General features: G+C 37.7%; 19 protein-coding genes. 9 read left to right on the plus strand and 10 right to left on the minus strand.

Features of this window, described 5'->3' with window-relative positions:
• The first annotated feature begins 172 nt into the window (after positions 1–172).
• Positions 173–1,375, plus strand: a complete 1,203-nt coding sequence (locus FHY47_RS12200) for an ornithine--oxo-acid transaminase (RefSeq protein ID WP_187393487.1) — start codon at positions 173–175, stop codon at positions 1,373–1,375.
• A 44-nt stretch (positions 1,376–1,419) separates the two neighbouring features.
• Here FHY47_RS12200 and FHY47_RS12205 read toward each other — a convergent pair whose 3' ends face one another.
• Complete coding sequence (locus tag FHY47_RS12205) at positions 1,420–1,662, minus strand: DUF378 domain-containing protein (protein WP_066106678.1); 243 nt, start codon at positions 1,660–1,662, stop codon at positions 1,420–1,422.
• A 140-nt stretch (positions 1,663–1,802) separates the two neighbouring features.
• Here FHY47_RS12205 and FHY47_RS12210 point away from each other — a divergent pair, with 140 nt between their 5' ends.
• From FHY47_RS12210 to FHY47_RS12220, 3 genes are all read left to right on the plus strand, one after another.
• A complete protein-coding gene (locus tag FHY47_RS12210; RefSeq protein ID WP_066106679.1) occupies positions 1,803–2,966 on the plus strand; it encodes an iron-containing alcohol dehydrogenase in 1,164 nt (387 codons plus the stop codon).
• A 146-nt stretch (positions 2,967–3,112) separates the two neighbouring features.
• A complete protein-coding gene (locus FHY47_RS12215; protein WP_066106687.1) occupies positions 3,113–4,465 on the plus strand; it encodes a glucose-6-phosphate isomerase in 1,353 nt (450 codons plus the stop codon).
• 157 nt (positions 4,466–4,622) lie between these two features.
• Positions 4,623–5,048: a YugN family protein gene (locus FHY47_RS12220; protein WP_148630737.1), complete on the plus strand. Its 426-nt coding sequence runs from the start codon at positions 4,623–4,625 to the stop codon at positions 5,046–5,048.
• A 2-nt stretch (positions 5,049–5,050) separates the two neighbouring features.
• On the opposite strand, the gene FHY47_RS12225 is transcribed toward FHY47_RS12220, so the two are convergent.
• The 7 genes from FHY47_RS12225 to FHY47_RS12255 form a co-directional block, all read right to left on the minus strand.
• Complete coding sequence (locus FHY47_RS12225; RefSeq protein ID WP_066106697.1) at positions 5,051–5,824, minus strand: potassium channel family protein; 774 nt, start codon at positions 5,822–5,824, stop codon at positions 5,051–5,053.
• Between the two features lie 30 nt (positions 5,825–5,854).
• Positions 5,855–6,976 carry a Ger(x)C family spore germination protein gene (locus tag FHY47_RS12230; RefSeq protein WP_148630739.1) on the minus strand — a complete coding sequence of 374 codons (1,122 nt, stop codon included), beginning with the start codon at positions 6,974–6,976 and terminating at the stop codon, positions 5,855–5,857.
• Positions 6,977–6,979: 3 nt separating this feature from the next.
• On the minus strand, positions 6,980–8,098 hold the full coding sequence (locus FHY47_RS12235) for a GerAB/ArcD/ProY family transporter (protein WP_139892311.1): 1,119 nt from the start codon (positions 8,096–8,098) through the stop codon (positions 6,980–6,982).
• Positions 8,099–8,105: 7 nt separating this feature from the next.
• Positions 8,106–9,566, minus strand: coding sequence for a spore germination protein (locus tag FHY47_RS12240; RefSeq protein WP_181162020.1), 1,461 nt, complete (start codon positions 9,564–9,566; stop codon positions 8,106–8,108).
• A gap of 260 nt (positions 9,567–9,826) precedes the next feature.
• Positions 9,827–11,290, minus strand: a complete 1,464-nt coding sequence (locus FHY47_RS12245; protein WP_140461706.1) for a hypothetical protein — start codon at positions 11,288–11,290, stop codon at positions 9,827–9,829.
• A 128-nt stretch (positions 11,291–11,418) separates the two neighbouring features.
• A complete protein-coding gene (locus FHY47_RS12250; RefSeq protein WP_140461705.1) occupies positions 11,419–11,829 on the minus strand; it encodes a hypothetical protein in 411 nt (136 codons plus the stop codon).
• A 132-nt stretch (positions 11,830–11,961) separates the two neighbouring features.
• Positions 11,962–14,043 carry a penicillin-binding transpeptidase domain-containing protein gene (locus FHY47_RS12255; protein WP_225983623.1) on the minus strand — a complete coding sequence of 694 codons (2,082 nt, stop codon included), beginning with the start codon at positions 14,041–14,043 and terminating at the stop codon, positions 11,962–11,964.
• Positions 14,044–14,233: 190 nt separating this feature from the next.
• Between FHY47_RS12255 and FHY47_RS12260 the strand changes: the two genes are divergently transcribed.
• On the plus strand, positions 14,234–15,670 hold the full coding sequence (locus FHY47_RS12260; RefSeq protein ID WP_139892322.1) for an NAD-dependent succinate-semialdehyde dehydrogenase: 1,437 nt from the start codon (positions 14,234–14,236) through the stop codon (positions 15,668–15,670).
• Positions 15,671–15,694: 24 nt separating this feature from the next.
• Complete coding sequence (locus tag FHY47_RS12265) at positions 15,695–16,618, plus strand: MBL fold metallo-hydrolase (RefSeq protein ID WP_373925484.1); 924 nt, start codon at positions 15,695–15,697, stop codon at positions 16,616–16,618.
• 46 nt (positions 16,619–16,664) lie between these two features.
• Here FHY47_RS12265 and FHY47_RS12270 read toward each other — a convergent pair whose 3' ends face one another.
• Positions 16,665–16,892 carry a sulfurtransferase TusA family protein gene (locus FHY47_RS12270; protein ID WP_139892323.1) on the minus strand — a complete coding sequence of 76 codons (228 nt, stop codon included), beginning with the start codon at positions 16,890–16,892 and terminating at the stop codon, positions 16,665–16,667.
• 21 nt (positions 16,893–16,913) lie between these two features.
• Positions 16,914–17,978: a YeeE/YedE family protein gene (locus tag FHY47_RS12275; RefSeq protein WP_139892325.1), complete on the minus strand. Its 1,065-nt coding sequence runs from the start codon at positions 17,976–17,978 to the stop codon at positions 16,914–16,916.
• A 396-nt stretch (positions 17,979–18,374) separates the two neighbouring features.
• Between FHY47_RS12275 and FHY47_RS12280 the strand changes: the two genes are divergently transcribed.
• Genes FHY47_RS12280 through FHY47_RS12290 form a run of 3 tightly spaced genes read left to right on the plus strand, consistent with a single transcriptional unit; the run spans position 18,375 to position 21,035 of the window.
• Positions 18,375–19,331 (plus strand): ABC transporter permease, encoded by a 957-nt coding sequence (locus FHY47_RS12280; RefSeq protein WP_066106731.1) that lies wholly within the window; start codon positions 18,375–18,377, stop codon positions 19,329–19,331.
• Positions 19,318–20,274 (plus strand): iron chelate uptake ABC transporter family permease subunit, encoded by a 957-nt coding sequence (locus tag FHY47_RS12285; protein ID WP_148630741.1) that lies wholly within the window; start codon positions 19,318–19,320, stop codon positions 20,272–20,274. Before FHY47_RS12280 ends, FHY47_RS12285 begins: the two co-directional genes overlap by 14 nt.
• Complete coding sequence (locus tag FHY47_RS12290; RefSeq protein ID WP_066106739.1) at positions 20,271–21,035, plus strand: iron ABC transporter ATP-binding protein; 765 nt, start codon at positions 20,271–20,273, stop codon at positions 21,033–21,035. Before FHY47_RS12285 ends, FHY47_RS12290 begins: the two co-directional genes overlap by 4 nt.
• Positions 21,036–21,128: the final 93 nt, after the last annotated feature.

Here is a 21,128-nt window from a genome sequence, read left to right on the forward strand (position 1 = left end):
CTTGTTTCGACTGTGATGAGGGCAGTTTTTTTGTTGTAAACAGTTATTAATTCCAATTGTTCGTAAATTATCGGATAATATAGACAAGACTCAATTATCGTTTAAATGGGTTTTTAGTCGAATGGAATTATACCTTATACGAATGAAAAACTTAGATAGGGGGCCGATTCATGTGACAAAGACAACTGTTTCCAACGAAGTGATTGAACAAACAGAACAATATGGTGCCAGGAACTATCACCCATTGCCGATTGTTATAGCAGAAGCTGAGGGTGTTTGGGTGAAGGATCCAGAGGGAAACCGATATATGGACATGCTGAGTGCTTATTCGGCTGTAAACCAGGGACATCGTCACCCAAGAATTATTCGAGCTTTAAAGGAGCAAGCAGATCGTGTAACTCTGACGTCAAGAGCTTTTCATAATGATCAGCTTGGTCCATGGTATGAAAAAATTTGTAAGCTAGCAAACAAAGACAAAGCACTTCCTATGAATACTGGTGCGGAGGCGGTTGAAACAGCTTTTAAAGCTGCAAGAAGATGGGCCTATGATGTAAAAGGAGTGGAAAAGGACAAGGCAGAATTTATCGCCTGCACTGGGAACTTTCATGGCAGAACGATGCTCGCTGTTTCTCTTTCTTCTGATGAAGAATATAAAAGAGGTTTTGGTCCAATGCTGCCAGGCATTAAGCTTATCCCATTTGGCGATATAGAAGCTTTAAAGGAAGCGATTACTCCCAATACAGCAGGCTTTTTGATTGAGCCAATCCAAGGTGAAGCAGGAATTAATATACCTTCTGAAGGGTTCCTTAAGGGAGCATATGATGTATGTAAGGCTAATGATGTTTTATTTATTGCAGATGAGATTCAGGTAGGGCTTTGCAGAACGGGCAGGATGTTTGCATGTGAGTGGGAGGATGTTGTTCCTGATATTTATATTTTGGGTAAGGCCCTTGGTGGCGGAGTATTCCCAATTTCCTGTATTCTGGCCAATCATGATATTCTTGATGTTTTTAATCCGGGGTCCCATGGATCTACTTTTGGTGGTAATCCATTAGCCTGCGCAGTATCTATGGAGGCTATTGATGTGTTAGTTGAAGAGAATTTGGCTGGAAAATCCGAACAGCTGGGAGCCTATCTGAGTGAAGAATTAAGGAAGATTGAAAATCCTATTATAAAAGAAATCAGAGGCCGTGGTTTATTTATTGGTATGGAATTAACGGAATCAGCACGCCCATATTGTGAACGGTTAAAGGATGAGGGCTTATTATGTAAGGAAACTCATGATAATGTCATCCGTTTTGCCCCACCACTTATCATTACCAAAGAAGAGCTTGATTGGGCGATTTCAAAAATTAAAAAGGTATTGTCTGTATAAATGAATAGGCCCATCCAAATAAAGGGATGGGCCTATTCTAGATATTATGATTTTGATGGATTTGGTTGTTCCTGGCTGCTTGTTTGTTCGCTTGGCTTGAATAATAATCCAAGATTGACAAGGCCTGCAATTCCAACAAGTGCATAAATAACACGTGCGAAACCACCAGCTTGGCTTCCGCCCCCAAAAACAGTTGCAACCAAATCGAATTGGAAAAATCCGATAAGTCCCCAGTTAATGGCGCCTATAATTGTTAAGACAAGTGCGGTACGTTGTATACCACTCATTTGATTTCCTCCTTCAAAAAGCATGGTTCAGTTATAGAGTGGTTAAAAAAAGAAAATATTATACATGATTTTAGGTTTTATTAATGAAATTAAAGGAATTAAAGATAAAGAAAACGGAATAATAGGGAGGAAATAGAATTATGCAAAATTTTACATATAAAAATCCGACAAATTTAGTATTTGGTAAGGATACAGTTAAAGAACTGAAAAATTTAATACCAGCCGATTCAAAAAATATTTTATTAATTTATGGTGGGGGAAGCATAAAGAAAAATGGCTTATATGATCGTGTTGTTGATGAGCTGAAGCACAGAGAACTAACCTATCATGAATTATCTGGAGTAGAACCAAATCCGCGTATCTCTACTGTGCGCAAAGGTGTCGATATATGCCGAGAAAATGAGGTTGATTTTCTTTTAGCTATTGGCGGAGGTAGTGTTATTGATTGTACGAAGGCAATTGCGGCAGGTGTTGTGTATGAGGGAGATCCATGGGATTTAGTCACCAAGAAAGCCAAAGTAAAGGGCGCTATGCCGTTTGGTACAGTTTTAACACTGGCAGCCACAGGCTCTGAAATGAACTCTGGCAGTGTGATTACGAATTGGGAGACACAGGAGAAGCACGGGTGGGGTTCACCATATACTTACCCTCAGTTTTCTATCCTTGATCCGGTTAATACGTTCACAGTTCCTCGCGATCAGACGATTTACGGAATGGTTGATATGATGTCACATGTGTTGGAAACATATTTTAACCACACAGAAAATACACCTTTACAGGATAGAATGTGTGAATCAGTGTTAAAAACAGTTAAAGAAACGGCTCCGAAATTATTGAACGATATGGAAAATTATCAATATCGGGAAACTATTCTTTACTGTGGAACGGTGGCTTTAAATGGTACATTGAGTGTGGGTATCCGTGGCGATTGGGCAACGCATAATATCGAACATGCTGTTTCAGCTGTCTATGATATTCCTCATGCAGGGGGGCTTGCAATCTTATTTCCAAACTGGATGAAGCACTGTATGCACGAAAATCTTGATAAGTTAGTTAGATTGGGAACTGAGGTATTTGACGTTGATCCAGCTGGTAAATCAAAAGAGGAAATCGCTAATGATTGTATCCGTAATATAAGAGATTTCTGGACAGGAATCGGTGCTCCATCCCGATTGGCTGATTATGATATAGACGATTCCAAAATAGAGTTAATAGCAGACAAAGCAATGGTGAATGGAGAGTTCGGAAACTTTAAAAAGCTTAATAAAGAGGATGTACTATCTATTCTCAAAGCATCTTTATAGTTTGAAAAAAAGGTCTTCCTGTAAGACCTTTTTCTCAATGTTACGAAATGTAAACGCTTGAAATTTTTGAAGCTATTAGTCGCAACTTGATTATCATTTTCGGATTCTGTAAAGTGAAAATGAGGAAACTGAATGGAGGACAAAAAATGACTCATATTAAATTTGATTATTCAAAAGCACTAGAATTTTTCCAAGAGCATGAAGTGTCTTATATGAAGGATACTGTAAAGCAACTGCATCATACAATCCATGAAAAAACAGGAGCTGGTAATGATTATCTTGGATGGTTATCTTTGCCTTCTGATTATGATAAAGAAGAGTTTGCACGTATAAAGAAAGCAGCAGAAAAGATTAAAAACGATTCTGATATCTTATTAGTTATTGGGATTGGCGGATCTTATCTTGGAGCTAGAGCGGCAATTGAAATGCTTCAACACAGCTTCTTTAATATTCTGCCTAGTGAAAAGCGTAAAGCTCCGCAAATCATTTTTGCAGGTAACAATATCAGTTCTACATATATGCGCGATTTAATGGATCTTCTTGAAGGAAAAGATTTCTCGATTAATGTTATATCTAAATCCGGTACAACTACTGAACCAGCGATTGCCTTCCGTATTTTCCGTAAGCTATTGGAAGAAAAATATGGCGCAGAAGCAGCAAAGGGCCGCATTTATGCAACTACAGATAAAGCTAGAGGCGCTTTAAAAACAGTTGCTGATGAAGAAGGGTTTGAAACATTTGTCATTCCTGATGATGTAGGCGGACGTTATTCTGTTCTTACAGCTGTTGGATTACTGCCGATTGCCGCAAGCGGAGCGGATATCGATGTTATCATGAAAGGTGCAGCTGCAGCTGAGCAAGATTATTCTGAATCTGAATTAGAGAACAATGAGGCGTATCAATATGCAGTTGTTCGTAATCTTCTTTATCGTAAAGGGAAAACCATTGAGATGTTGATTAACTATGAGCCATCCTTACAGTATTTCTCCGAGTGGTGGAAACAGCTCTTTGGTGAAAGTGAAGGAAAAGATCAAAAAGGAGTTTATCCATCTTCTGCGAACTTCTCAACTGATCTTCACTCATTAGGACAATACGTGCAGGAAGGTCGCAGAGATCTGTTTGAAACAGTTATAAAAGTAGAAAAGCCACGCCATGAATTAGTTCTTGAAGAGGCAGCAAATGATTTGGATAACCTCAATTATTTAGCTGGACAAACAGTAGATTTCGTGAATAATAAGGCATTTGAGGGTACATTATTAGCTCATACAGATGGCGGAGTTCCGAACTTGGTTGTGAGCATTCCGGCACTTGATGAATATACATTTGGTTATATGGTCTACTTCTTCGAAAAAGCATGCGCAATGAGCTGCTATTTAATGGGGGTAAATCCATTTGATCAGCCAGGTGTCGAAGCATATAAAGTTAATATGTTCGCTTTACTTGGCAAAGCTGGCTTTGAAGAAAAGAAAGCTGAGCTTGAAAAACGATTAAATTCTTAATATTATGTTCGTGCAAAAAATACCCGGTAAATGAACCGGGTATTTTTTATATGTACCATAGTTGAGAATATTAGGTGTTGAAGGCTGCCAATACCAGACATACCTTTCCTTCTATCAGTGGATATTAATAAAGGATCTAAAGGAAGGAAGGGATAACATGATTGAAATACCATCACGTCTAACAAATACTATAACAAATTATGTGTATGCCCATCATCAGCTTGGAAGCCATGGGTTTATCGTTGGCGGGAACTGGGATTATAAGCATGGTTATTTTGATTATCTAATGGATGGCGGTAGTAAATCAAATTATATTAGGATTCCCTTTACCACCATTAAGGGGTCTATAGAAGATAAAAACGGAGTAATCCGCTTTGGGACTCCTTACTTATTATCTTATGAAGCTAAAACCGGTGCCCAATTTTATATGAATCACCACCCATATTCAGATGAATGTGAATTTGATCATTACTCAAATCCATCAGATAATGTGTACGGTGGTGATTCAGGTTTGGAAAGATATTTAGATCTAGGCAGAGTATTAGTAAATGAAGCGGAAATTGCTGTGTTGGGATATGAATAAAATTATCTTGAAGACGGCTCTTGTTCGACTGTTTCTATAATGGTTTGGCTAATAATCGTATTAGTTGCAATAATACGATCTGCACCAGCTCGTTTGGCATTTTTCATTTGAAAGGGAGCCATTATTTCACAAATACAAGTGGCTTCTGGATAAAGGCCTTTAATACACAGTAAGGAAGCGATGACATGCAAATCAGAAGCACGTTCAGTTTTCGAGCGATCTGCTGTTAAAATGATGAATTCACTCTCGGTTACATTTGCATGAATCCATGTCTGTTCATTTGTACTGTCATTTTTCAAAAAAAAGATATGAGTGTCTGGCATTGGATGAGATTCTAATGTCTCGTCTATGATGACTATATTTCTTCGTGGATTCTCCTTATGCCATGTATCGATTAGCATTTTAGTACATTCATTCCAACCAACTATAATAAGATGCTTACGTTTTGTATAGATGGCAGAACCAAGCTGCAGGGCTGTCTGCCGTTTAATCACATAGGATGACATAGATGCGTAGTAGTAAGAAACAAATGCTGCACCAATTAAGATTAATGTACTGGCAGTTAACCTCCCTAAAAGAGTTTTGGGCACAATTTCGCCATACCCCACAGTTGTAATTGATTCAATGGTAAACCATATTCCTTCACCAATGTTGGTAAATGTTGAAGGCTCAATCAGATGCATAAGGATTCCATAGACTAGAATAATGCCAACGATAATAATAATCAGACGAGCAACTAAATGAAGTTTATTGAAAATATACTGAGCAGTATTCATACGTCGTCCTCGCTCTTATCAAAAATCTATTCAATCTAAAATTCCATTGTCCACAACTTTTATTTTAACAGTTGGGTTAATCTCAACTTTTTTTAAATCTAACTTTCCATTCTTCTTATACTCATCAAACAATTTTGGATCCTTAACCATCAGCTTACGGCCAAGCGCGAGTGCATCGCAATTGCTTTTCACTAACGTATCAGTTACTTTTCTAGCTTGTTTCGTTAAGTCCTTAGAAATATGCTTCTCAAGGGTTTTAATTTCGTCCTCTTTAAGCAAACCCTTTGTATATTCAGATACAGAAACCCTTAAGTTTAATGAAACTGTATAGACCGGTTTAGAGTCCTTGATTTTTAATTTTATTTTATGGGTGTTTTTTCGAATAAAAAAGCTAACCTTTTCATCAATTTCATTTTTTTTCTCCGGATTATTTATTGTAAATTGAGTATAGGTTCCTTCTTTGCCAACCATTAATAAGTATAAAGAAGAGTCCTCCCCAATTAAATTTTTACCGGTATAACTTAAGTTATCGAATAAAGCTACTCCCTTTACTTTTACCAGGCCACCCTTAAGTTTTTCTACATAGGGAAGGACAAAATCCTGACCTGGATCAAACATGGCAGGCATAATCGTAGCTAATGATTGCTCAGGAATCATGGAATGGTCTTCTGCACTGTCGAGTAACTCTTGTATGGCTCTACTAATTAAAGTGCCCTTAATATACTCGTCTTTTAAAATGTCTCGTGATTTTCCTTTTGTAATCAAGACTTTTGCGTTTACATTACTTTTTGCATCACGATATAACACATCCAGCAGGGGATAGATATCTGTTTTCGCCAATTCCTCGCCTATTAAAACATTACTTAATTTATTTATTGAGAATTCGCCGGGCGTAATTTGATTCATTTTTTCCCTTAAAATTAATGGAGATGCTCCCTTTACTTTATAACTGGTATTATAGGGTTCTATTTGTCCCCCACCTGCAGGCTTTAATGCACGAATAATTGTAATTAATTCCAGTGGTTCCGGGCCTTTAGCTTTGTCAAAACCTAAACTGAATGCCAGGGAAGTTTTAGATAAAAAATTTTGGTCCCAGCATCCTGTGGTAGCAATCAATATTGATAATATTAAACCTATCTTTAATAGTTTCATGGATCAATCACCTGCCTGATTTTGATGACTCTGGTTTATTTTTCGAATCATAGCAATAGCCAGTAGAAGAATGGGAAACCCTATCATGAACACATAAGTAAAGGGTAGCAAATAATTATTAAGACGAATCATGTTATCCTGCGCTTCCGGAAAAAGAGCACATAGAAGTGAGATTATCAAAGTAATAACCAATACAATGATTTTTTTGTTCTTGAATCGAGTATTTTCTGATATTCCTATTCCTGCTATAAAAATATATAGGACATAGGAAACGAGCATTGGAGAAATCCAGGCGCACATAATAATCAAATCCATCCGTTCAAAAATGCTAAGTATCGTCAATATTTTTAGTAAATAGAGAACTGGAATTGGAACTAGACCTAATGAATATGTACCAAAATGGGCAAGACAGATTACTAATAAAACAAGATAAATCAATGAAATAGTCAGGATTGAAAAAGTAATTACTCTTTTTTTTGTTTTTAATTTGTCATGAAGAAGTGGTAATAATACAAGTAATGAACTTAGGCCTGCATAACCAATCCCCATATGATATGAACCATTCAAAATTTTAGTAACCGGAACATCCCCAACTGGCAGTAGAAATAAAAGATGCATTTTAGGAATGGCAAAAGAAATAGAGAACAGGAGAAAGCCTGTTAACGCCAGGAATGTTATGCCGCTGAACCGCGCGAGTGTAGTTATCGTCCCTTTGGCTATATAGAGTCCCATTAAAATAAAGATTAGGTAAACAACAAATAGCGGTGTGACAGGCAGTGTCCATTCCTTTGATAAATACGTAAAATATAAAGCCGTATAGGTAGCAAGGCCAATGAAATAGATGATATACAGCCAATTCATTATTTTTCCGATCCATTTGCTTGTTAGAATCTCTGTCATTTGGAATAGATTCTTATCCGGTAATCGTTTATGCAATGAAAAGATGACCCATCCAATTAGTTGAAAGAAGATTAAAGTGATGATGGCAGATATCCAGGCATTATGTTTACTATGCTCATTAACAAGATAAGGAATGGCAAAAATCATGACAGAGCTAACGGATTGGACGGTTAAAAAGTATAATTGGTGAGCTGACAATAACTTTTTATTAGAAGCTATCATAGTCCATTTAACTCTCCTTCTTAAATGGTATTTTGAATAGCATTTTCGACAAGCTTTTAAAATTAAACGGCGCGACCGGTGCTAAATAAGGTTTTCCCATAGATTCCAATTCACATAAATGATAGATAATTAAAGTGAATCCAATCGCTATTCCAACTAAGCCAAAAATATAAGTTATAATGATGAGCGGGAAGTTTAGAATACGAATCATTTGTGCGACTTCCTGATTTGGAATAGTAAATGCCGAAATGGCTGTAATCGCAATCACGATTAACATCGTATTAGAAACCAGGTTAGCCTGAACAATTGCAGTACCTATGACCAAAGCACCTACCACACCAATCGTTGGTGAAACGGAACTGGGTAAACGGATGGCGGATTCCTTAAGAAGTTCCAATATGACCACCATAATAAGAGCTTCGATTAAGGGGGAGTAGGGAATGTTCTCCAAAGATCCTTTAACATTTGCTACAAGATTTAACGGGATAATCTCGAAATCAAATGATACAAGAGCGATATAAAATGATGGTAAGGTAATGGCCAGAAATAAGGCAAACAGGCGTAAAATCCGTTCAAATGAGCTTATATAAAAACGGCTTTCAATATCATCCGCTGCATGAAAAAAAGTAAAGAATGTAATTGGCATCAGGAAGACAGTAGAGCTTCCTTCAGTCATTAAGCCAACGGCACCCATTGATAAGTGATGTGCAACCCGATTAGGTTTTTCTGTATTCAAAATTTGCGGAAATGGTGAATAAACTGAGTCTTCTATATAATTTTGAATAACTTCTGTATTGATAGCTGTATCAAGATGAATAGAGTCTAATTTTTTTTCTATTTTTTCTATAACCTCCGGGTCTGCTTTCCCATTTATATAAAAAAGAGCGGCAGTAGCCTTTGGATATGAACCAAGTGTTTTTGTTTTAACCACCAAGTTCTCCGTTTTGACCCTTTTTCTTATCAGATTTAAATTATCTTCAATTTTCTCTACAAACCCTTCATGAGAACCACGTATACTTTGTTCCGATGCAGGTTCCTCAATAGAACGAGTCTTAAAATCTGCTGCTTCTACTAAATAACAGGCTGTATCACCTTCTTTAAACAGAGCAATATTACCGTCGAGCATATTATTAATAATATCTTCAAAACAGGTATAAGCAGAAACATGTGCCACAGGTAAGTTAGCAGGGCTGAGTGAAGAGTTAATCACTAATGGTTCTATCAGAAAGTGATCAATAATATCCTTTTTAACGATTGTTTTGATGAATGCCATTCCATATTTTTGATCACCATTTGAGAAATAACGTGTATCGAAATCTTGTGTACTAGAAAAGGCTGTTTTCAGTTTTTCAATATTATCTTCTACATGACAGGTTGTTTGTAAGCTCCGTATATCTGGAGTAGATGCCTCGTTCGATTGTACTTGTTCGTTAGTCTGGTTTGTCGTTCTCTTTTTAAAGAATTTCATATCCATCACCTAAACCTTAATTGATAAACGTTAGTATTAGTTAACTAAGGAATATTATTCAAATGATTGCAGGTGTGCTGGATTATGAATTGCTGCAAAACTTGATTGAAAATAAGATAGCCAAAAGTAATAGTAAGCAAATTAGGTCTTTGATTCATGGATAATTCTGGAGTTAAATCTTTTTGATTTAGTTTAGAGGGGGAGGAATATAAAAACCTCCGTTTACATTGATTTAAACGGAGGTTTATCTGTTATAAAATTTACTTTGTATTTGGATACTCAATTTCCTTTCTCCATTTTTTACGGTCCCTTTTATCTATTATCCATAAAAAAATAAATCTAAGTCCTAAGATAATGGAGATAAATACACCGGTTAATGTTACAAATAATGCTAAGTATTCGAGCCGATTATAACTTGATAATAAACTGGACCAATTTATATTCCCTTTAAGCTGTTCAGAAACTAAATTCATTCCGAATATTCCAGTTATGACAGAATAGAGAGTTAAAATTTGTAAAAGCATATTACCTTGTTTAGATGTGAAATTTTCTTGATATTGATTTAAACTTTGCAGCGTTGCACGTGTATCCTCGAATAGATCGTCTACCTTAAACCTTTCTCTTAGCCGGATAAAAATATCACGGCCCTTCGAGTTGGTTGCCAGTTCAAAAAAATAATAATTGGATGAGAAGGCATTGATCGCATGAATTAATTTTTCCACTTGTTTTGTATCCTGTGAAATTCTCACACGTGAGTATTCGTTTGCCACCTTAAGCAAGGTGATTTTATGAAATAAAGTGAGCATTAATCCGTAATAGTATTCGCCATAAAAAGTACTGGCAATATTATTAAATGCTTCATTTGTACGATTGGTTATACAAGCAATTCCCTGTTCATCGGGTATGTAATAAGTAAACGGTGCCCAACGGGTATAAACGATCGACTCCATATATTGATCAATAAATTGTTGATTATTGCAACTGATATATGGCTTTTTATTTTGGGAATACCCATCCAGATTACCTAATCGGTAAACATCGTAATCCTCAATTTTTTCATCAGGTACTAATCCAATCAAGGACTGGACGTATAAATGATTATTTTCAAAAAATGGGAAGGATTCAAAGTAAGCATTATCTTCAGTGCTATCATCCATATATTTTTTAATTTCAGGCATGAGACAATCTAGCAAAAAGCGCTCAACATGTTCGAACTCCTGATCTTCATAGATTATTTTGGAAGTCGGCTGATTTTGTTCCATGATTCTAAATTCTGAAGCAAAATGAATAGCTTCAGTAAGATCCAATGATTGATCCTGGTCTTCCAAGTGAATACGTATGGTTAAAAAACCTAACTGATATGGACACACGGTTATATCAATGGATTCAACTACAAATCTTGTGTTGCAATACTTTGTCTTTAATGTACTAGGAACCTGATACATTTTCGAATACCGTTGAAATCCTTTTCCATCCTCCTTTTTAGGGAACATAATTCGATTTGTAAAAGGAAGAAAAAAATTTTCCATGTTCTCGTGATTTATTTCAAACCTGCCATAGAAATCATCTTCTTTTTCAAGGTTATCCAGTCTAAACCATTTAAACTGATTTTTTTTCAATTTCTCAACCAAATCATCTTCCTTTCCGCGTATAAGCGAAAATGGGAATACAAATTGGAAGTTGGCACTAGAAACCTGTTTTTCAGTTATCGAGAGCTCTTTCATGAGAAAAATTCCTTTCTAAGTACTTAATAAGCTTATTGAAGGTTTTTACCCTTGAAAGCGTAAAGTTAATCTGGATAAATTTTACGAAAAAAACACACAGATTGGATAAACCTGTGTGTTTTACTCTATTAATATTGGTAATATGGGTTTGAATATTGTGATGGATCTGTGGCAAATTCCTCATAGGAATACGGATCGCGACCTTGAGATGAAAAGCCTCCGTAACCTGATTGTCCTTGACCCCATCCTTGGCCCCACTGCTGTCCTTGCCAGCCGTGATGTGGGAATCCGTGGCCTCCGCCATATCCGTGATGTTGATGATGGTGATGGCCTGGATGGTAAGGCATATGGTGTCCATATCCTCCGCCTGAATAATGAGGGTATCCCATACCGCCGTGATATCCGTGATGATGTTGATGATGGCCCATACCACCACCATAATGACCGTGTTGCCCATGTCCATAACCGCTGCCATAATAGCCTTGTTGTCTCATTTCATGTGGGAAATTTACATTTTGCTGATCATATTCATTTGGCATTCCATTCACTCCTTCTGAACTGGTTCCTTATAGTATATGTGTCTATATAAAGAAGGAGCTTATTCGTCTAAAAGATGGGCGATGGCTCAAACAGAATGTATTGTATTATTTCCTTTTGTATGGTTTGTCTCTTTAATTTGCTTCCTTCTCTTTTTCCGTTCCAAAGTAGGCTCTAAATACCTTTTTCCCAATATCCATATTCATACGATGTCCATTTGATTGATACGCCCACGGTACTACAACACTTATAGCGATTTCCGGATTATCATGTGGTGCGTACGCAGCAAATGTGATATTCCATGTTTCCGGTTGTTCGGTTCCTGGTGTCCATTTTGGTCCATCATAGAAGGCTTCTGCTGTACCTGTCTTGCCAGCTGGTCTATATGGTTCTCTACCCATTTCTTTGTATCCGGTTCCTGTTGACGTTTGGGTAACAAGCCGTAACCCTTCTTTAACACGATTAATCCAATCTTCATTCATACTCAATTGGTTTTGGAATTTAGGTTCAATTTCTTGGAAGATTGGTCCAAGTTTTCCTTTTTCAAGTACTGGTTCACGAAGCTCCTTAACAACACGAGGCTGAATACGATATCCACCATTGGCAATGGTAGAGATATATTGCGCAAGCTGCAACGGAGTATATGTGTCATATTGCCCGATCGCCAAGTCCATCAGTTTACCGGCACCCAATTCTGTCCCCTTGTAGCCAATTTGTTCTCCGGGCAGATCGATACCTGTTCGTTTACCCAATCCAAACTCATAGAAATGATTTCGCATCATATCAAATGCTTCAGGTTTTACAGATAATGGTCCGTTCGGAACATAATTGCCTTCACCAATTGCAATAGCTGTTTTAAACATATACACATTGGATGATCGCTGTAAGGCAGTTAAGTCAGAAACGTACCCCATATTTGTATAGGATTTTTTTATAGGTGTTTCTTTTATGATCATTGGAGCATCATATAGAGTGGTTCCGGGATTAAGAACCCCTTCCTGATAACCGGTTAATACGGTGGCTGCTTTGACTGCCGACCCCATTGCATATGCAGTTGTATAAGTCCCTTGGGCAAAGTCCTTCATTTCATATTTATTTTTTTCGTCATCCCAAACATATTGTTTGCCTGCTAACGCTAATATTTCGCCAGTATTAGGATTCATGGCTACAACAAATGCTCGATCAAGATAAGGTGCATAATACGCTGCTTTTTTAGCTCTTAACTCTTCTTCAATAATGGTTTCCACTTTCTTTTGGAAATCTATGTCAATTGTCAGAACTAGGTCCTTTCCACGTTGACCATCACTAAGTTCTTCTATGGATAAAATATTTCCGCTTTTATCGAGTTTGTTTTTTGACTTAGCTTTTTGGCCATGTAAAATATCTTCATATTGAAGTTCAAGGTTTGAAACACCGACACGCTCGTTAAGACTGTATCCACGGGAAGAATAATATTCGACCTTTTCCTTTGGGAGACCTTCATCAGATGAGGTTGTTCTGCCAAGGATAGATCTTAAAGTACTGTCAAGCGGATATGCACGATTCCAATCGACTGAGGTATCGACTCCAGGCAATTCATCCAGATTTTCAGTGACCCGAGCCATTTCTTCATCGGTGACATCCTTATTCTTAACAATTTGTGGAGTCAAGTATGTTCCGCTGTTAAACTTACGGAAAATAGCGAGAGTTTTTAACTCTGCCTTTGTGAATGAAGATAACTCTTCTTCAGTGATACGCTCGAGCTGAAGTTTATATAATTCTTTATCCTTCTTATCAGAAAGCTCTTTTTTTGTTACTTTTTTCCCTGCTACCTTCGGATTCATAATAATCCAAAAGTCCTTGAGGTCCCGTTCTTTTATATCTTCCAGGTCATCTTTACTAATATCGATTAATTCAGATAGTTTCTCGGCTGTCTCTACCATTTCCTTTGTTTTTGCTGTTTTACTGCGCGTATAGGTGATTGCATTGACAGGTTGATTATCAACTATTAATTTATGATTTTTATCATAAATCAGGCCGCGTGGTACAGGTTTGTTAATGGTGATATCCTCTGTCCTTTCGACTTCTTTCTTGAAGGATTCACCATGAGCAATCTGTAAAAATCCTAATCGTAAAATTAAGGCTGTGAATAGTAAAAAGACAACAAAAAGTAATATATTTGTTCGCGTATTAACGGATTGCTTTTTTTTCTTTTTCTTTCGTTGGGGATTCTTCAATCTCTCAACCTCCAAAAATTATAAAAACTGTCTTATTTTCATTTTAATGGATTAATATGGATATTACTATTGATTTTGTTCTATTTTCATATTCAATTCGCAAGGGCGAAACAAATGATTGTTTTTAGATGAAAAAGAATGGGAAACTAGTAAATAGTATCTTTTTTACTTTAGGGAGGGGAATATAGGGATGAAGAGTATATGCTTTCCACAACAAATGTATATTAATGGAGAATGGAGAGACAGTGAAAATACAATAAATGTATATAATCCAGCTACATGCGAGGTGATAGGAAGCGTTCCGAATGGATCTGAATCTGATGCAAAGGATGCGGTTGAGGCAGCTTATAAGAGTGGAGTGGCATGGTCAAAATTTACTGCAGAGGAGCGGAGTACAAAACTCCGGGAATGGTCCAGATTAATAGATGTACATATAGATGAATTAGCAGAAATTATGACGCTTGAGCAGGGTAAACCATTTGAAGAGGCGAAAGGGGAATTACGCTACGCCAACAGTTTTATTACCTGGTTTGCTGAAGAGGGTAGACGTGTATACGGCGAGACAATCCCGGCATCTTCACCTAATAAACGGATATTCGTTCAAAAACAGCCTGTCGGGGTGATAGCAGCGATTACACCTTGGAATTTTCCGGCTGCCATGATTACGAGAAAAGTGGCACCGGCATTGGCAGCAGGATGTACGGTTGTTCTGAAGCCATCTGAAGAAACACCATTCACAGCCTTGAAATTGATTGAGTTGGCTGAAAAAGCTGATATCCCTGCCGGAGTCATTAATATTGTTACAGGTGATGCAAAGCGTATCGTGTCTGTTTGGCAGAAGGATTCAAGAGTCCGCAAAATTACATTCACCGGTTCGACTGAAGTAGGGAAGATTTTAATGAAAGATGCTGCAGATACGGTGAAGAAGATTTCTCTCGAACTAGGAGGACTTGCGCCTTTTATTGTAACAAAGCATGCTGATATTGAAAAAGCAGTTCAGGGAGCAATCGATTCCAAATTCCGTAATGCGGGTCAGACGTGTGTATGCGCCAACCGGATATTTGTCCAACAATCAATTATGGATGAATTTACTAATCTATACACGGAAAAAGTCAAACAATTAAAGGTAGGCAATGGATTGATAAAGGGAAATAATATTGGCCCGCTCATAAATGAGGAAGCTGTAAAAAAGGTTATGTCACACCTCGATGATGCGAAAGAAAAGGGCGCAACCATTCTTACAGGTGGATATGTTCCGAAAGACATGCCGGGACATTTTATAACTCCTGCAATTATCTCGGGTGCGACTGATGATATGCTGTGTATGAAAGAAGAAACCTTTGGCCCAATTGCTCCAATTTCAGTGTTTGATCAAGTTGAAGAAGCGGTAGAACGTGCAAATCATACACCATTTGGATTGGCTGCTTATGTTTTCTCGGATAATATTCGGGAGGCTGTTTGGATAGCTGAAAATCTGGAATATGGGATTGTTGGAGTTAATGATGGGTTGCCTTCAACAGCGCAGGCACCTTTTGGAGGATTTAAAGAGAGTGGACTGGGCAGAGAAGGAAGCCATTATGGAATAGATGAATATTTAGAGATTAAATACATTTCACTGGGTTTATAAAGAAGAGTGAGGGATTGTATCTATATGATGAAAAAATTTGAAAATCTTGATCGCGTAGGGAATGATCATACATTTCTGGATATGTATCGGTGGAATAAAGAACGGCGGAGAAAACAAAAGGATTTAAAAACTCAAATTAGCCGTGTTGATAACCCGCAGATTGAGGAGCTAAAAAGAAATCAATCCCGAACTTCTATAACCTGGATTGGCCATTCAACCTTTTTAATTCAAATGGCAGGGATAAATATTTTGACTGACCCAGTTTGGGCGAGGCGGATGGGTGTTCAAACCCGACTGACAGAACCGGGTTTGAAGATAGATGACCTACCATCAATCGATGCCGTTTTAATTTCTCATGGACATTATGATCATCTGGATTTCCCGACCATCCAAAAATTGAAGGGTGACCCGGTTTATTATGTACCCATTGGTCTGGGAAAAGCTTTCTTAAAAAGAGGGTATGGGAAAGTTCATGAAGCAAACTGGTGGGAGACATTCGTACATGGAGATGTATCTTTTCATTTTGTTCCTGCGCAGCATTGGACAAGACGAGGGGCTTTTGATATGAATACTTCCCACTGGGGAGGATGGGTGATTGAAAAAGTCAATACATCTGAAAAGGTCTATTTTGTTGGAGACACAGGTTATTTCAGAGGATTTAAAGATATAGCGGAGAAGTTCCAAATCAATTATGTACTTATGCCAATTGGAGCATATGAGCCTGAATGGTTTATGGCAAGCTCTCATATTAATCCTGAAGATGCTATCAAAGCATTTTTAGAATTGAAGGGGGACTATTTTATCCCTATGCATTACGGTGCCTATCGATTGGCTGATGATACAGGACCAGAAGCATTAGAGCGATTGTTGGATGAGTGGAGCAGGAGACAGTTGCAGAAAGAACAATTGAAGGCATTACTAATAGGAGAGACTTTGTGGGGGAATTAACAAGGGGCAGTCGCTAATATATTTATGCGACTGCCCCTTGTTTAATTTATTGGCCTTTTTTCAAGACGATTTGCCATTCGGCACTGCCTGTTTGTTCAAAATTAGTAATCTCATGACCTTCTTTTGCGGCCCAGCGCGGAATGCTTTCTGTTCCTTGGGTGCAATCAAAATTGATGATTAATTCTTCGCCAACAGCCATTTCTACCATTGCCACTTTCGCCTCTTCTAGTGGGAAGGGGCAAACCATTCCGTTTGTCTCGAGTACTTTTGCCATAATGTATACCCTCCTATTAAATTAGGCCACCGCTGTATTACCGGTACCTGCTTTTTGTTTTTTTTGTTTTCGGATAATTGTAAAGTAAGTAGCCGTCCATGTTCCTAATAAGAAGAAGACAACAGCAACCCAGCCTTGCCAAGTAAACAGAGCAGTATTTACAAGCCCATTTCCGATGGTACATCCGCCTGCAAGCGATGCACCAAAGCCCATGATAAGTCCACCGCTAGCATTGTATGCAAGTGTTCTTTTATCCGGAAGGCGCCATTTGAATTCATTGCTGCCGCGAGCGGCAATATAGGATCCAAGGCCAATACCAAGTACAAGGAAAACTCCCCAGTTTAATAGGGATGTATCACCATTAACAAAGAATGTTAACAACTGTGCGGTTGGAGTTGTGATCCCAAGACCGGCCATTCGCCCTGTTGCTTCACTTAAAGGCCATGCAAGAATAGCGATGAGGCCAACGAGCAGCGCCGTGATGAATGGATGCCAGCGTTTCTCAAATAAAATATGGGCAATCCCTGTTTTCTGTTGTTTCATTTTAAAGGATGGCAGCTTAGGCTGTTTTAAGTTACGGTATACGAAAAATCCAATAAGTAATGCAAAAGCAATGACAAGTACCCATGGAGATAGGTTGAAAGTTTCATGGATATACGTATCGCTGGTTCTATAGGATAGTACATTTCCGCCCACAGCGCTTAATATCCCAAACTTAGTCATTGCGGCACCAAGTGCATAGCCGCCTAATGCAATCCAGCTCCCAATTAACCCTTCACCAGCCCGATACCACGTACCAGTAGCACATCCTCCGGCTAGAACCATACCAATTCCGAAGATAAATCCGCCAACAATCGTTCCTAACCACGGAAATGCATCCGCTTGGATGGTGATGATTCCGTTAGCTGCAAGTGCATATACACCAATTGCCTGAATGGCAATAACGATCATGGTTGCGAGAAACATGCGTCCATCCCTAGCGAGAAGCAGGTCACGGTATGCTCCGACAACACAAAAACGTCCTCTTTGTAAGACAAAGCCTAAGAGAAGTCCGACGATAAGGCCATAACTAATAATTTGTATCATGATGAGATCCCTCCGTTGTTTGGATAGATGTATATTACAATAAACCTTATAAGATTACTACGAATTAAAGGAAGATTGTATAAAAATGATTCTTAAGTAGGAGTTTAAATGGATTTCACCTGTAACTTAGTAGGAATGCCTTTTTTGAGTTTTTATTACAAAAGCCTAAGTTGATGAAACCTTTCAGCGATCGTTGGGTTAAAGGAATATTATTTTAGAAGCAATTTTACAGGTGCTTAAAATCGTTACAATTTTCCTGAATTTTCATTTTATCATTGGTAATGATTATCACTAGATGTTGATTTTACTATTTTCATTGACTATAATTAAAGACGACTCAATAATGATTATCATTATCAGTAATGTTGTTGAGAAACTAATTTGACGGGGATTGCAATGAGACTATGGATGTTAGTATTAGTAACTATTATCCTATCCTTTATTTCGCTATTTATAGGGGCTATTGATATTAAACCGAGTGATTTACTAGATTTAGATTCAGACAAGACGCAAATCTTCTTGATGAGTCGATTACCACGGTTAATGGCCATTATTTTAGCTGGTGCAGGAATGGGAATTGCGGGCTTAATTATGCAAAGCTTAAGCCGAAACAAGTTTGTATCACCGACAACGGCTGGTACGCTAGATGCAGCAAAACTAGGTGTCATTGTCTCTATGGTGTTTTTTACTAATATGTCCTATATGGGGCAAATACTATTTAGTTTTGCATTCGCATTAATTGGTACATTTATTTTTATGAATTTACTTGAGCGCATTAAATTCAAAGATGTCATATTCGTCCCTCTTATCGGAATTATGTACGGTAATATCATCGGGGCGATTTCAACATTCATTGGATATGAAGCGGATGTTCTGCAAAATGTAGATACGTTTTTCTTGGGGAGTTTTACCTTGATCGTTTCAGGACGCTATGAACTGTTGTATGTAGCGGTTCCAGCAATTATCATTGCTTATCTATATGCAAATAAATTCACAGTAGCTGGTATGGGTGAGGATTTTGCGAAAAACCTGGGTTTAAGTTATCGTACAGTGTTAAACATTGGTCTAGTTATCGTAGCGGTAATTTCTACAACAGTCATTTTAACGGTAGGGATTATTCCGTTTTTAGGGTTGATTGTACCAAATCTGGTTTCCCTTTATCTGGGCGATAATTTACGTAAAACAATCCCTCATACAATATTCATGGGGGCGGCATTCTTATTGGCATGTGATATTCTAAGCCGATTGATTGTCCATCCATATGAGATACCTGTAAATACTACAGTTGCAGTAATTGGCAGTGCGATCTTCTTAATTATGTTGTTTAGGGGGAAAGCATATGCGAAAAAATAGTGTAAAGCTAATTATTTTAGCTGTTATTGCAATTGGATGTATGGCTTTATTTGCTTTCTATAATATTCAGGGCGGTTTTAGTTACGCCTTTCCAAAGCGTATTGAGCGCATAGTTGCTATGGTTATTACCGGAACGGCAATTGCGTATGCAAGTGTTATATTCCAAACCATTACACATAACCGTTTATTAACACCATCTGTTATGGGGATCGACTCGATGTATGAAGTCGTTCAAACTGTCATTTATTTTACGGCAGGGTCGGCTTCAATCTTCGTTGTAAGCCGTTACTTAAACTTTAGTGTAGCAATCATTGCGATGGTAGTATTCGCATTGATTTTGTATCGTTTTTTATTCAGGGCAGATAAATATCCAATTTTTCTTCTATTATTAGCAGGTATGGTACTTGGAACATTACTCGGAAGTCTGGTAACGTTCATGCAAGTTCTAATTGATCCTGTGGAATATGAAAGTTTGCAAGCTCGCTTGTTTGCCAGCTTTATGAACGTGAAGACGGAATTACTGAGCATTGCTATTGTTATTTTATGTACCGCCTTTATATATGGCTATCGGTTATTACGTGATTTAGATGTTGTATCACTAGGTCGAGATAACGCGATTAATCTTGGTGTCGCCTATGATAAAATCGTGCTGAAAGTGCTGATTCTATCGTCTATTTTAATCGCTACTTCTACCGCACTGGTTGGACCTGTAACATTTTTAGGATTAATTGTGGCGAATTTAGCCTATCAATATTTGGCTACATATAAGCATTCGATATTAATCATTGGGGCAAGCTTGATCAGTATTATTGCGCTTGTCGGAGGACAATTTCTTGTTCAGCATGTTTTCCATTTGAATACAACGATTAGTGTCGTTATTAACTTTGTCGGTGGGATTTACTTTATTTACTTATTACTAAGGGAAAGTAGGAAAGCAGGATGATTGATATTAAAGGGCTTTCTAAAAGCTTTGGGAAAAAATCTGTTATTGAAAATGTAACATTGCAAATCCAACCAAGAGCTATCACTTCTTTTATTGGTCCAAATGGCGCTGGTAAATCAACGTTATTATCAATGGTGAGCCGTCTCTTAGATGCTGATACAGGTGAAGTATTTTTAGATCAAACTGACGTTAAGAAAATGAAATCAGATGCTTTTGCAAAGCGGGTGGCTATTTTAAGGCAGACCAATCACTTGAATATTCGTTTAACCGTACGCGAGCTTGTTTCTTTTGGACGCTATCCATATTCAAAAGGGCGGCTGAATGCAGATGATGAACGAATTGTAGACCAAGCACTGGAGTATTTAAATTTAACAGATATGCAGGATAAGCTGTTGGATGAGTTATCAGGCGGTCAAAAACAACGTGCCTTTATTTCAATGGTTATTGCACAAGATACGGATTATATTTTATTAGATGAGCCATTAAACAATCTGGATATGAAACACTCTGTGCAAATTATGAAAATACTGCGCAAGCTGGTAGATGAGTTAGGGAAAACGGTTGTAATTGTCTTGCATGATATCAACTTTGCTTCTGTATACTCTGATCGCATAGTGGCGTTAAAGGATGGGCGTCTGATAAAGGACGGTCCAGCGCATGAGATTATTAACTCAGAATCCTTGCGTGATGTATATGACATGCATATTCCTGTACAAGAGCAAGATGGATGTCGTATATGTGTATACTTTAATTCACATTAGATTCTAAAATAGATTCTGGCCTTATATTTTTGGAACAATTGACAGCAGCAAAATCTTGTTCAAGTTAAGGGTCGTATACTTAAGTTTTCGCGA

Origin of the sequence: Bacillus sp. E214 (assembly GCF_008087365.1) — a bacterium.
Lineage (GTDB): Bacteria > Bacillota > Bacilli > Bacillales > Pradoshiaceae > Pradoshia.

Bases quoted from the DNA above. Each gene is read 5' to 3' on its own strand.
- FHY47_RS12230 (WP_148630739.1), bottom strand. From the start codon at position 6,976: ATGAAACTATTAAAGATAGGTTTAATATTATCAATATTGATTGCTACC.
- FHY47_RS12280 (WP_066106731.1), top strand. From the start codon at position 18,375: ATGAGACTATGGATGTTAGTATTAGTAACTATTATCCTATCCTTTATT.
- FHY47_RS12265 (WP_373925484.1), top strand. From the start codon at position 15,695: ATGATGAAAAAATTTGAAAATCTTGATCGCGTAGGGAATGATCATACA.
- FHY47_RS12245 (WP_140461706.1), bottom strand. From the start codon at position 11,290: ATGAAAGAGCTCTCGATAACTGAAAAACAGGTTTCTAGTGCCAACTTC.
- FHY47_RS12225 (WP_066106697.1), bottom strand. From the start codon at position 5,824: ATGAATACTGCTCAGTATATTTTCAATAAACTTCATTTAGTTGCTCGT.
- FHY47_RS12260 (WP_139892322.1), top strand. From the start codon at position 14,234: ATGAAGAGTATATGCTTTCCACAACAAATGTATATTAATGGAGAATGG.
- FHY47_RS12210 (WP_066106679.1), top strand. From the start codon at position 1,803: ATGCAAAATTTTACATATAAAAATCCGACAAATTTAGTATTTGGTAAG.
- FHY47_RS12205 (WP_066106678.1), bottom strand. From the start codon at position 1,662: ATGAGTGGTATACAACGTACCGCACTTGTCTTAACAATTATAGGCGCC.
- FHY47_RS12270 (WP_139892323.1), bottom strand. From the start codon at position 16,892: ATGGCAAAAGTACTCGAGACAAACGGAATGGTTTGCCCCTTCCCACTA.
- FHY47_RS12285 (WP_148630741.1), top strand. From the start codon at position 19,318: ATGCGAAAAAATAGTGTAAAGCTAATTATTTTAGCTGTTATTGCAATT.
- FHY47_RS12275 (WP_139892325.1), bottom strand. From the start codon at position 17,978: ATGATACAAATTATTAGTTATGGCCTTATCGTCGGACTTCTCTTAGGC.
- FHY47_RS12240 (WP_181162020.1), bottom strand. From the start codon at position 9,566: ATGAAATTCTTTAAAAAGAGAACGACAAACCAGACTAACGAACAAGTA.
- FHY47_RS12220 (WP_148630737.1), top strand. From the start codon at position 4,623: ATGATTGAAATACCATCACGTCTAACAAATACTATAACAAATTATGTG.
- FHY47_RS12250 (WP_140461705.1), bottom strand. From the start codon at position 11,829: ATGCCAAATGAATATGATCAGCAAAATGTAAATTTCCCACATGAAATG.
- FHY47_RS12215 (WP_066106687.1), top strand. From the start codon at position 3,113: ATGACTCATATTAAATTTGATTATTCAAAAGCACTAGAATTTTTCCAA.
- FHY47_RS12235 (WP_139892311.1), bottom strand. From the start codon at position 8,098: ATGATAGCTTCTAATAAAAAGTTATTGTCAGCTCACCAATTATACTTT.
- FHY47_RS12290 (WP_066106739.1), top strand. From the start codon at position 20,271: ATGATTGATATTAAAGGGCTTTCTAAAAGCTTTGGGAAAAAATCTGTT.